Here is an 11,796-nt window from a genome sequence, read left to right on the forward strand (position 1 = left end):
CCTTGGCTAGCTATTTTTAAGCCTGGAGCCAGCTAAGGAGGTTCGGCTGTGCGCACGCGGAAAGGCGGGGTGCGTTCATCCTAAAGCTTCCCTTCGCTGGCATTATCCAGATCAGGTTCGGAGGGTATTTCTCACCCGCGCTTGCACTGTGTTTCCACAGCGAAAGGCAGGACCCCTAGCGTTTGCCGCCTTGCGGCAGCGAGCCAATTATACGCGCTTCGCGCCGCGTGGCCAGATGATTTCTTGCCGGTGTCGTGTTTGCGCATCTGCTGCAATGCAGCAGACGGCGTCACGATTATTTCTTCTTGCCCCAGCGCCAGCTGGTCGGTTCGCCCTTGCGCTGACAGATGAAAATCAGCGCGGCCACGATGGCCACCTCATAGACGATGTAGCCCACCAGCATGGTTTGCGGCGGGAACAGGAAGGCGCCGCAGGCGAACAGGGCCAGCGCGGCCAGAAACACCAGCCAGCCCTGCCAGGTGATGGGCAAGCCCCAGCCCCAGCCATAGGTCTTGGCAGGGAACCAGTAGGAGGGAGATTTGTCAGTCATGATTTTTCCTGGTCAATATCAATAACACCAAGTATAAATCACGCTCCCCGCTGGCGCTCCGTGACATCGAGGCCGATGCCGCGGTAGCCGATGAAGCGGCTGCCATTGTCGAACATCGGTTCGCCGCTGACCTGCAGATACTGCGTGCTGCCGTCCAGGTTGGCGCGGCTGTAGATGAAATCGAGAAACGGTTCGCGCGCGGCGATCTTGGCGTCGAGCAAGGCACGCTCGGCGGCGTTCCAGCGCTGCGGTTCTTCCTCTCTGCCGATGCCCAGCATTTCAGCCACGGGGCCGGAAAAGCGCGTCAGGTTGCCCTGCGCATCCTGTTCCCAGTACCAGTCGGACGACAGTTCCGTGAAGCGCTGGAAGCGCGCTTCGCTTTCGCGCAGCTCCGCCGTGCGCTCTTCCACCATCTGTTCCAGCGACTTGTTGTATTCGGCCAGCTTCTGGTACAGCAGGCGCACTTCCAGCATGTTGTGGATGCGCGTCTTGACTTCCACCAGGTCGAAGGGCTTGCTGACGAAATCCTTGGCGCCCGCCTGCAGGGCGCGCAGCTTGTGGCCGGGCTGGGCCGTGATCACCAGCACGGGCAGGTAGCTGCCCGCCTCGAGGTCGCGCAAGCCTTCCATGACTTCAAAACCATCCATTTCCGGCATCTGCAAGTCGAGCAGGATCAGGTCGTAGCGGTGCTGCTGGTGCAGCGCGCGCACGGCCTGCGGGTCCATGGTGGACGTGATGCGCGTGTAGCCGGCATTGCGCAGCACCTGTTCCAGCAGCATGACGTTCGCCTCCTGGTCATCGACGATGAGGATGCTGGCGTTCAGGATCTCGGTGGCTTGAAGCATGGCGGTATTCCTAAAATTGAGTGCTGAATTAGCGTATTGCGTGAGTGTCGTCGGCCAGGCCGTGCGCGGCTGCATGGTGCAGGGCCACGTCGAGCGCATCCATGAACTCGACAACCTTGATCGGCTTGGTCAGGTAGCGGAAGAAGCCCGCCTGCAAGCCTTTTTCAATGTCGCGCGGCACGGCGTTGGCCGACAGGGCCATGACGGGAATGTGGCTGGTGAGGGGATCATCATGCAGGATGTGCAGGGCGCCGTAGCCGCTGATGCCGGGCAGGTTGATATCCATCAAGATCACGTCCGGCTGGTAGGTGCGCGCCAGGTCGATGCCCAGGTGCGCATCGATGGCCGTCAGCAGTTTCAAGTCGCTGCGGCGGGCGATCAATTGCTCGACCAGCGCCAGGTTGGCGGGATTGTCTTCCACGTACAGCAAGGTGCGCAGGCTTTCCTGCGGTTCCTGCACCTGCGGCAGCGCGTCGCCGTCGCCCAGCACCAGTTCCGGCGCGCTGCTGGCGGCCAGCTCGAACCAGAACGTGGTGCCCACGCCGACGGCGCTGTCGACGCCGATGGTGCCGCCCATCAATTCGACCAGTTGCTTGGTGACGACCAGGCCGATGCCCGTGCCCTCTTCCGTGCTGTTTTCCTGTCCCAGGCGGTTGAAGGGCTGGAACAGCTGTGCCACCTGGGCCGCGTCGAGGCCGGCGCCGCTGTCGCGCACGCTCACGCGCACCTTGTCGCCATGCCCGCTGCATTCGACGGTGACGGCGCCGCCGCCCTGGTTGTACTTGATGGCGTTCGACAGCAGGTTGATCATCACCTGTTTCACGCGCGTGCGGTCCGCATGCACATAAAAGGCCTTGCCGCAGCGGGGGAAATGCATGCGGATGCCGCGCTTTTCCGCCTGCGGCGCAATCATGGCCTGGCAATCCTGCAGCACGTCGAGCAGCGACATCGCTTCCTGCGACAGGGTGACCTTGCCCGATTCGATCATGGCCAGGTCGAGGATTTCATTGATCAAACGCAAAAGATACCAGCCGCCCTTGAGGATTTGCTCGATCGAGCGCTGCTGCGGCGGGCTGGGCGGCGGCACGTCGGACGCCATCAGCTGGGCGAAACCCAGCACGGCGTTGAGCGGCGTGCGCAATTCATGGCTCATGCTCGACAGGAATTCGGACTTGGCGCGGTTGGCCTTTTCCGCCACCAGGCGCGCCTTCTTCAGCTCGGCATTATTGGTCTCGACCAGCGAGCGCGTGTAGGCCTGCTGTTCGCGCAGGCGCTGGTCCAGCAGCGCCTGTTCCGCCTCGACCTGCTTGCGCACCGTGTTGTCGGTGCCGATCAGCAAATAGCCGATGACCTTGCTCTGCGCGTCGCGCAGGGCCGTCACGGAGACGATGGCGGGAAAACGGCTGCCATCGTTGCGGATGTACGTCAGCTCATAGATGTCTTCGATGCCGCGCGTGGCCTTGAACACGAGCGCTTCCACGCCCGGCGTGATGGGCGTGTCGAGTTCGGCGCTGAGGGCGGCCGCGCGGGCGACGATTTCTTGCGCGTCGGAAATACCTGCCGGCGTCAGCTTGTCGACCACGTCGCTGGCCGCGTAGCCGAGCATGCGTTCGGCGCCCACGTTGAAAATCTGGATCACGCCCTGCGCATCGGTGGCGATGCACGAAAAATTGGCGCTGTTGAAAATCGCATCCTGCAGGGCGCCCGCCTTGAGCAGCTGGCGCGGCAGGCTGGCCGCCACCGTGCGCCGGTACAGCGCCACGAGCAGCATCAGCAGCAGGAAGACCAGTGCGTCGATGACGCAGGCCGTTTCCAACGGCGCGCGCCAGGCCAGCGCGCCGACGGCCAGCAGGGCGACGGCGCTGAACGCGAACGCCAACGCCATGGGCCAGCGCGACGGGGCGCGGTTAGGGTTATTTTCAACTGAGTGCATGGGCAGCCTGGGCGATGACAACAATATAGGGAAGGGAAATGCGGCGCCTAGCGGCCTTGGCGCTGGCGCACGTCCGACAGCAGGCGCGTGAATTCCTTCTTGACGACGCCATAGCATTCGCACACCTGGCCTTCGAGGCCGGCGCGGTCCTGCACGGTGATATGGCCGCGCCGGTAGCTGATGAGGCCGCGCTGCTGCAGGCGCCCCGCCGCTTCCGTCACGCCTTCGCGGCGCACGCCCAGCATATTGGCGATCAGCTCCTGCGTCATGGTCAGCTCGCGGTTCGGCAGGCGGTCCATGGTCAGCAGCAGCCAGCGGCACAATTGCTGCTCCACCGTATGGTGGCGGTTGCATACGGCCGTCTGCGACATTTGCGTGATCAGCGCTTGCGTATAGCGCAGCAGCAAACGCATGACGGGCCCGGCGCGGTCGAACTCTTCCATCAGCAGGTGGGCCTTCAGCCGGTAGCCGACGCCGCCCGTCTGCACGACGGCGCGGCTCGGCGTCGAGTTGCCGCCCATAAACAGCGACACGCCCACGATGCCCTCGTTGCCCACGCCGGCAATCTCGGACGAACCGCCGTTTTCCAGCAGGTAATGGATGGAAACGATGGCCGTGGTGGGGAAGTACACATGCTGCAGCTTGTCGCCCGAGTCGTAGATCACGTCGCCGAGCAACATGGAGACTTGCTCCAGATGGGGGGCCAGGCGCGCGAAATCGGCGTCGAGCATGGCGGCGAGCAAATGGTTTTGATTCGGGTTGTGCAGCTGGGCATGCGGACTCGACATGGGCAGGTTTCCTGGTTTCCAGTCGTCAGCTAGGGGGTAGATGAAAGGCGTCCGAACGAGGGTCGCCATGGTGTGCAGCGTAACACACTGCTTGCACGGTGGACCGACTATATTTCTTGCTGGCATGAATGTCCGTTCGGTAGCGAACGGACGCTGAATCGCCGCCCATCCTACAGTCGGTCACTGCCAGGGCTGCCCGATCATGGGTCGGCGCCGGCGCTGCTCACCGGACGCCATCATGCAATCATTCTTCAAGCGCATCTCCATTTCCGTCTCCACCTCGGCCCTGATCACCCTGGCGGTCGGGCTGTGCCTGACGGCGCTGTGCTACGCCTCGGCGCGGCAAATCGAAACGGAAACCGCCCGGCTGCTGCTGCAGGACCACGCCGGCAGCCATGCGCTGCGTGCTGCCATGCTGCCGGCCCACGGCCTGAGCCTGGACGCCAACCGCCGCGGCTCGCTGTACGTGTTGCTCGGTGGAATGTTATCGAGCCTGCTGGCCACGGCCTATGTGTACCAGCTGGTGTCGCGCAACTCCGTGATTGCCCGCATCACGGGCGAACGCACGGCAGCCTTGCAGTTCGCCAATTTGCGCCTGTCCGAGGATATCGCCGCGCGCATGCGCAATGAAAAGTCGCTGCGTTTGCGCGAACGCATCATCGAAGTGTCGGCCAATGCCATCATCCTGTGCAGCGCCGACGCGCCCGGCTACCTGATCGAATACGTCAATCCCGCCTTCGAGCGCATCACCGGCTATGCGGCCGGCGAAGTCATCGGCCAGCGCCTGGAAGACTTGCAGGGGCCGGAACATGTGCGCCAGGACATGCACGCCATTACCGCGGCCCTGCGCGAACAGCGCGAAGGCAAGGCCATCGTGCGCAATTTCCGCAAGGATGGCAGCACGTACTGGAGCGAGCTGTTCGTCGCGCCCGTGCGCGACGATGGCGATGGCGCCGTCAGCCACTTTGTCGTAGCGCAATACGACATCAGCACCGTCATGCGCTTCGAGCAGGAACTGGAATTCCAGTCGCGCCACGATATCCTCACGGGCCTGGCCAACCGTCTATTGCTGCGCGAGCGGCTGGAACAGGCGATGGCCGTGGCGCGCCGCAGCACCCTGCCCCTGTGGGTGGTGTTCATCGACCTCGACCGCTTTAAATTCGTCAACGACACCCTGGGCCACGACGCGGGCGATACCCTGCTGAAACTGATCGCCGACCGCCTGCGCGCCGCCACGCGCGAAGTCGATACGGTGGCGCGCCTGGGCGGCGACGAATTCGTCCTGCTGCTGCCGCAACATGCCAACAGCGACCCGGGCCAGCTCATCCTGCAGCGCGTGCTGGACGCCGTGGCGCAGCCGCTGCTGGTGGGCGGCCATGAATTCTTTCTCACGTGCAGCATGGGCGTGGCCACCTATCCGCTGGACGGCGACAGCGCGGAAACCCTGATCAAGCATGCCGACATCGCCATGTACCGCGCCAAGGAACAGGGCCGCAACCACTGGCAAAGCTACGCGCCGGCCATGAATGCCAGCATGCTGGCCCGGCTGAACCTGGAAAGCGAGTTGCGCCATGCGCTCGAGCGTGGCCAGTTCCACCTCGTGTACCAGCCGCAGGTGGAACTCGACAGCGGCAAGATCGTCGGCATGGAAGCGCTGCTGCGCTGGCGCCACCCCACCCTGGGCGCCATTGCGCCCGGTGAATTCATCCACCTGGCCGAGGAAATGGGCTTGATCGTGCCCATCGGCGCCTGGGTGCTGCACACGGCGTGCGCGCAAGCGCGGGCGTGGCAACGGGAGGGACTGGGCGGCTTGCGCCTGGCCGTCAATTTGTCTGCGCGGCAATTCCGGCAAAGCAGCTTGCTGCAATCGGTGCGGGAAATATTGGCCGTGACAGGCCTGGAAGCGCGTTTCCTGGAGCTGGAGTTGACGGAAAGCATGATGATGCAGGACGTGGAACAGGCGATCGCCACCATGGGCAAGCTCAAGGCATTGGGCTTGCTGCTGTCGATCGACGACTTCGGCACCGGCTATTCCAGCCTGGCGCACCTGCGCCGCTTCCCCATCGACGTATTAAAAATCGACAAATCCTTCGTCTGTGACCTCACGCACAGCGACGACGACGCGGCCATCGTGCAAGCCGTCATCGCGCTGGCGCACAGCCTGCGCCTGAAAGTGATTGCCGAAGGCGTGGAAACGGCACAGCAACTGGCCTTCCTGCGCCGGCACGGCTGCGACCAGATGCAGGGCTATCTGTTCAGCCGTCCGCTGGCCGCGCCCGCCTTCGAACAATTACTACGCCAGGGCAGCACCTTGCCTGCCCTGGCGATGGTTTGACCAGGCGTTAAAACGCGTGGCGCAAGCCGATGTTCAGCGCGCGGTTGCCCGTGCCCACTTCCGTGGCGTTGCCCACCATGTAGGCGGCGTCGTTGCGGTTGCGGATATGCGCGTAGGCAGCATATACCTTGCTGCGCTTGGACAAGGCATACGTGGCGCCGATGGCCAGCTGCTGCGCGTCGCGGTTGGCCGCGTTGCGGTCATCCTTGCGCACATACGAGGCCAGCAAGGTCGTTGCGCCCAGCGGCACGGACACGCCGACGATGGCGTCGCGGCTGTCGGTCGAAGCGGCGGGCGCCTGCGCCGCGCCATACGGGTTTTCCGCGAAGAACATCGAGCTGCCCTCGCCCGTGTTACGGCCATAGCCGGCGAACGCCGTGGCCACGCCGAAGTTGTAATTACCGGCCAGAATGGTGTTGTTCGCGTCAGCCTTGCCCGGCTCGCCGGCACGGCTCTGGCGCGCCAGGCGCAGGGTCAAAGGACCGTTGACATAGCCCAGGGCCAGGCCCAGCGAACGTTGATCTGCCGCAATACCCGTGTGTTCGCCAAAGCCGTACATGACGGTGGCCGTCACGCCGCGCAGCTCGGGCGAGGTGTAGCGCACGGTATTGTCGATGCGCGTGGCCGAAAAGCCGGCCAGGTTGGTCGCCGCGCCGGCAAAGCCGCCTTCGAAGGGGTCGGCCACGTCCGTCAGCGCCTGGCTTTGCAGGTTGTACTGGCGGCCCACGGTCAGCATGCCCAGCGGGCTGTCGATGCCGACAAAGGCCTGGCGGCCGAACAGCTGGCCCGCCTGGTCGGAGCGGCCCGTGTCGCCCTGCACGCCCGCTTCCAGGGTGAACACGGCTTGCCAGCCATTGCCCAGCGCTTCCGTGCCGCGCAAGCCCAGGCGCGAACCGGCCGAGATGCCGCTGGTGAGCTTGCTGACGCCGCCTTCCTGCACCAGGCCCGCATCCATCAAACCATACATGGTGACGGAAGACGGATCGACGGACGACTGGGCTTGGGCGGCAGGCAAGGCGCCCACGGTGGTGGCAAGAGCGGCAACGATGGCGATTTTTTTCATGCTGATTTCCTTGTAAAAGCGACACCAGGAAAGCGGCGGCCACGGCAAGGCCACAGGCGGCAAGGCGCCATGCGGGGGATGCCGTATCAAAAGACGACGCGCCGGACAACAGATCCTGGCTAAGCTGTGGCGGCAGCGGCGTGCAATGACGAGCCGCTTTGATTCCGCCGTGAATGGTGCACCGCTGGCGGTGCGCGTGGCTCAGGCGCCCGGCCCGAAGGGGACGCACTGAAGGTGGCTGGCATCGCTGATGCGCTGGCCTTGAGACGCGGACGAGTGCTGGATATGAAACGTTATACAACCGCGTCTGCTGGCGCCGTCCGCAAGGATGGGGCAGGAGGCGCCGAGGCCGGCATTATAGCATCGGCAGCGCCCCTCTCCCCGTTCTGTTGCGTGAAAACGACTCGCCAGGCCGCCAAAACACGGCCATGCGGCCGCGTTCACTTCAGCTTGTCGTACAACAACATTTGCCCGTCGCGATCCCAGGCCAGTTTGCCATCCTCGATGCCGATGACGGCGTGGAAATCGCGCATGCCCGGGCGCGGCGGATACAGCGCAAAACGCAACAGGCCTTGCCGGGCCGGCAGTTTCACCGTGGTAAAGCCCGTTTCCGGATGGGACAGCACCAGGTGGCGCAGCGGCCCCGCAATCGGCACCTGCCACGGCTGCGTGCCGCTGATGCCATTGGCAAACGCGGGCGCATCGCCCAGCGCCGCCAGAGCGATATCGGGCACGGCCTCGCCCCGATATTCGACGATGATGCGGGCCGGGCCCGTGGTGGCGTCGCCGGAGCGCGGCGGCAACAGCGCAAAGGACGCATCGGGCGAGGCCCCATCGCCCTGCAGCAGCAATTCGCCGTCCAGCACCGACCAGCGCCCCTGCGCCGCTTGCTCATCGGCGCCGTACAGCATCCGGTAACTGAAACGCCCGTCGGCGCGCAGCACGATGTGCGACGCGACCTCGGCCCTGTGCCCCAGCGCATAGCGTCCCGGCAAGCGCCGTTGCAGCGCCAGGTCGGCAGCCTTGTCCTTGTGCGCGGGTGCAGCGGCAACCTCGGCGGGCGGCACCCGCCAGCCGCCCGCCGCCAGGATGGCCAGCATGTCATCGCGCCCCGCGGCGCGCAGCGCGCTCCAGTCCTGCGGCGCGAGTTGGCGCAGGCTGCCGGCCAGGCGCGGCAGGCGCGCAGCGAAGCGCTGGCCCAGCCAGCCGGCAAGCATGTGCTTCGGTTCGTCGGCAAAGGCGGCGATCAGGCGCGGCGCCATGGCGGGGTCGCACTGTTGCGGCGCGGCGGCAAAGCCATGCTTGAGCAACAAGTTCCAATACGCATCGGACGCGTGCAAGGCAATGTTGACCAGGTTCGACGTGTCCGGCAGGCATACCTTGTCCAGCGACAGCGTCGAGTCGCGCGTGACGAGGGCCAGCATATCGGGATTGAGGCTGGCGGCGGCCAGGTCCAGCGCGCCACCCCATGGGTGATCCATGCTTACCTCGATCCGCGCGCCGCGCGCGAGGAACAGGCGCGCGGCCTCGGTGTTGCCATTGAGAATGGCCTGTTCCAGCGCGCTCTTCTGATTGGCACCGCGCCAGTTCGGGTCCAGCCCCAGGTCCAGCAGGCGCGGCAGCAGGTCGTCGCGCCGCGCGCGCAGCGCCTGCCGCAGCACCACCGCATCGCCCGGCGCGCGCCGCACACTGTCGGCACGCCGCAACATGCCGTGCTCCAGCAACAGCGGCGCCAGTGCGCGCTGCGGCGACTGCACGGCGAGCAGGGCCGCGTTCAAGCCCAACTGGCTGGCCGGCAAGCCGGCTGCCAGCATCAGGCGCACCCGCTCGACGCCGGCCGCATCGCGCACGGCACGCAGCGCCTCGTCCAATGGCGACCACTTGATGTCTGCCAGCGGCTGGCGCGCCGCCACGGCCGCCAGCAGCAATGTCAGCACGGCATTATTGTCCGCCGTCGGCGGCAGTTTCAGCGCCAGCCGCAATACGGGGAACTCGCCGCCCAGCGGATCGGCGCCCAGGCCCAGCAACAGCTTGACCATCGCCGCGTCGCTATTTTCAACGGCCGCCAGCAAGGGCGGACGATAACCGTCGCTGACGACGGGCGCGCCCATCGCGGCCAGGCGCACGACCCAGTCCGGTCGCTGGCTGCGCACCGCATGCCACAGCAGCGTCTCCGTTTCCAGGTGCAGCGCATCGAGCGTCGCCAGCGCTCTCCTGTGCGACTCTTCGGCTGCGGGGCCGACTTGCTGCCATGGCATGCCGGGCACCACCAGCTGGCGCAGCACGTCTTCGGACGCCGGCTGATGGTTGTACATGGCGCGCATCGCCGCGTCGAGCCAGCGATCCTCTCCCTTTGCATCATGGCGGGGCACGCGCTGCTTGAGCCAGTCCAGCACGCCGGCGTTGCCCGCTTCGGCGGCGTAGGCGTACAGCGACTTGCCCTGGTCGTCGATAGACGGCGTGGTGCCGGTGGCCAGCATTTTATCGAGCACTTCGGTGCCGCGCGTCTGGCCCAGCAAGCGGCTCCAGAGCATGTCATCGGCCAGCGGCCGCTCGGCTGGCCGCGCCGCGCCGTCTTTCTCCGTCCTTTTCTGTGAATGGCGCAGCTCCGCCATGCGCTGGTCGCCCACCAGATAGGGCAGGCCCGAACCGGCGTCCAGCAAGGCGATCATGTTCGCCGTGCGCTCATCCGCGTCGAGCAATTCCGGCAGCGTGCCCGCGGCTTCCTGCTGCAGCGCGTATTCCAGCGGCGCCAGCGTGTCATTTCCGGCGCCGTAGTGCCGGACATCGGCGCCATGGGCCAGCAACAGGCGCACCATCGCGGCGTTGCCATACATGGCCGCCAGGTGCAGGGGCGCGACGCTACTGCCCCCGGTGCCTTCGCCGACCGGCACGCCGCGCTGCAACAGCAGCGTCATCATGCGCAGCCTGGCCGGCAGCAGCGCGGCGTGCCGCCCGCGTTGCGCCTGGCGGTGCGCCCGCCGCTGCACCTGTTGCAACAGAGCGTCGTCCAGACGCGGTTGCGCCTTCTGCCATGCCGATTCGGCTTCGACCAGGCTGTACGCGGGCAAGATCAAGGCGTGCAGCAAGGTGCGCTCGCCGATCCGGTAAGCGCCCGGCTCGGCGACGCCGGCCAGCAGTTTGCCGAAGGCCGCTTCATCGCCCTCGCTGGCAGCGTCGAACAGCGCCGTCACCTCTGGCGTCGGCGGCAGCTTGTCGCGCGCCTCGCGCACATAGTGGATCACGCGTTCCATGCCGTGCACCGAGACCTGCGGCAGCGGCATGCCCACCTTCCACGCCCGCGCCAGCTGATCCGCTTCGGCGTTTTGCGCCGCATTCATCGCCTTTGCCCAGCCGGCCACGCTGGCGGCGGCCCCCTGCTCTCCGCCCGCCGCCGCCAGCTGGCTCAGCATGGAAGCGAGCACATAGTCCTGCGGCACGCCCCGATCCATGCCGTACATCACGGCCAGCTGCAGCTGGGCCTTGGCGTGGCCGCTTTCGGCGGCCTTGCGCAGCCAGCGGGCGGCCTGCTTTTCATCCAGACCGCCCGTGCCTTTCCAGCACAGCAAGCCCAGCTGGTAGGCGGCTTCCATGTTGCCGGCCTCGGCGGCGCGGCGGTACCAGTCCTGCGGCGAACGCTGTCCCGTCAGCGACGTCGCCGGCAGGGGCGCGCCCCGCTTCCAGCTGGCAGCCAGGCGCACGGCTTCATCGACCTGGTCCGGCGACATCCTGCCACGCTGCGCCGGCAGGGACTTCTCCATCGCGGCCGCGCCGCTCCACTCCCTGTCTTGCTGCGCCAGCAGGTTGAGTGCATATGACAGCACCCGGTCGGCCGGCACGCCTTCGCCCCGTTCATACATTTGCGCCAGTTGCGCCATCGGTTTGCCGGCGCCCTGCGACGCCAGGCGGCGCAACCAGGGCAGCGCGCGCGCAGGATCCTTCATGCTGCCCGACCAGCTCGTATATAAGGAAACCAGTTTCTCCTGTGCAAGGCGATCGCCCCCCTTGGCCGCCAGCAGATACCAGCGCCCGGCATCGGCATCGCTGCGCGCCACGTCCGAACATCGCTCCTCGCCCATGTAGATATCGCCGAGAACCTTTTGCGCCTTGATATTGCCGCCCAGTGCCGGTCCGTGCAATTGGGCCACGGCGTCAACGCAGCGCCCGCGCTGGAAAGAAGCCATCCCCTCCGGAACGCCGGCGCACGCGCCTCCGGCAGCCAATCCTGCGCCGAACACGGCCAATTGCCACAATTTTTTCATGATCGCCTGAGCTTTCAAAT

At 65.9% G+C, this 11,796-nt stretch carries 7 protein-coding genes and 1 riboswitch; of the genes, 1 reads left to right on the forward strand and 6 read right to left on the reverse strand.

The window, feature by feature from the left end:
* Window positions 1–71: 71 nt before the first annotated feature.
* A riboswitch (TPP riboswitch) is annotated at window positions 72–187 on the reverse strand.
* A 108-nt stretch (window positions 188–295) separates the two neighbouring features.
* From CBW50_RS07140 to CBW50_RS07155, 4 genes are read right to left on the reverse strand one after another with little or no spacing between them, the layout of a single operon-like run.
* Window positions 296–550 carry a hypothetical protein gene (locus tag CBW50_RS07140; protein WP_086144897.1) on the reverse strand — a complete coding sequence of 85 codons (255 nt, stop codon included), beginning with the start codon at window positions 548–550 and terminating at the stop codon, window positions 296–298.
* 38 nt (window positions 551–588) lie between these two features.
* The gene (locus CBW50_RS07145) at window positions 589–1,395 is read right to left on the reverse strand and encodes a response regulator (protein WP_086144898.1); all 807 of its coding nucleotides are present in this window, start codon (window positions 1,393–1,395) and stop codon (window positions 589–591) included.
* Between the two features lie 28 nt (window positions 1,396–1,423).
* Window positions 1,424–3,328 carry an ATP-binding protein gene (locus CBW50_RS07150; protein ID WP_226936256.1) on the reverse strand — a complete coding sequence of 635 codons (1,905 nt, stop codon included), beginning with the start codon at window positions 3,326–3,328 and terminating at the stop codon, window positions 1,424–1,426.
* Window positions 3,329–3,375: 47 nt separating this feature from the next.
* Window positions 3,376–4,116, reverse strand: a complete 741-nt coding sequence (locus tag CBW50_RS07155; protein ID WP_086144900.1) for a Crp/Fnr family transcriptional regulator — start codon at window positions 4,114–4,116, stop codon at window positions 3,376–3,378.
* 238 nt (window positions 4,117–4,354) lie between these two features.
* Here CBW50_RS07155 and CBW50_RS07160 point away from each other — a divergent pair, with 238 nt between their 5' ends.
* On the forward strand, window positions 4,355–6,451 hold the full coding sequence (locus CBW50_RS07160) for an EAL domain-containing protein (RefSeq protein ID WP_226936258.1): 2,097 nt from the start codon (window positions 4,355–4,357) through the stop codon (window positions 6,449–6,451).
* A gap of 7 nt (window positions 6,452–6,458) precedes the next feature.
* On the opposite strand, the gene CBW50_RS07165 is transcribed toward CBW50_RS07160, so the two are convergent.
* Together CBW50_RS07165 and CBW50_RS07170 are read right to left on the reverse strand one after the other, a co-directional pair.
* Window positions 6,459–7,514 (reverse strand): porin, encoded by a 1,056-nt coding sequence (locus tag CBW50_RS07165; protein WP_086144902.1) that lies wholly within the window; start codon window positions 7,512–7,514, stop codon window positions 6,459–6,461.
* Window positions 7,515–7,954: 440 nt separating this feature from the next.
* A complete protein-coding gene (locus CBW50_RS07170) occupies window positions 7,955–11,698 on the reverse strand; it encodes a tetratricopeptide repeat protein (protein WP_172404699.1) in 3,744 nt (1,247 codons plus the stop codon).
* Between the last annotated feature and the right edge of the window lie 98 nt (window positions 11,699–11,796).

This window comes from Janthinobacterium sp. GW458P (genome assembly GCF_002127585.1).
Lineage (GTDB): Bacteria > Pseudomonadota > Gammaproteobacteria > Burkholderiales > Burkholderiaceae_D > Janthinobacterium.

What these genes read in the sequence shown, in the direction of transcription:
- CBW50_RS07150 (WP_226936256.1), bottom strand. Translation starts at nt 3,328, where the DNA reads ATGCACTCAGTTGAAAATAACCCTAACCGCGCCCCGTCGCGCTGGCCC.
- CBW50_RS07160 (WP_226936258.1), top strand. Translation starts at nt 4,355, where the DNA reads ATGCAATCATTCTTCAAGCGCATCTCCATTTCCGTCTCCACCTCGGCC.
- CBW50_RS07145 (WP_086144898.1), bottom strand. Translation starts at nt 1,395, where the DNA reads ATGCTTCAAGCCACCGAGATCCTGAACGCCAGCATCCTCATCGTCGAT.
- CBW50_RS07165 (WP_086144902.1), bottom strand. Translation starts at nt 7,514, where the DNA reads ATGAAAAAAATCGCCATCGTTGCCGCTCTTGCCACCACCGTGGGCGCC.
- CBW50_RS07155 (WP_086144900.1), bottom strand. Translation starts at nt 4,116, where the DNA reads ATGTCGAGTCCGCATGCCCAGCTGCACAACCCGAATCAAAACCATTTG.
- CBW50_RS07140 (WP_086144897.1), bottom strand. Translation starts at nt 550, where the DNA reads ATGACTGACAAATCTCCCTCCTACTGGTTCCCTGCCAAGACCTATGGC.
- CBW50_RS07170 (WP_172404699.1), bottom strand. Translation starts at nt 11,698, where the DNA reads ATGGCTTCTTTCCAGCGCGGGCGCTGCGTTGACGCCGTGGCCCAATTG.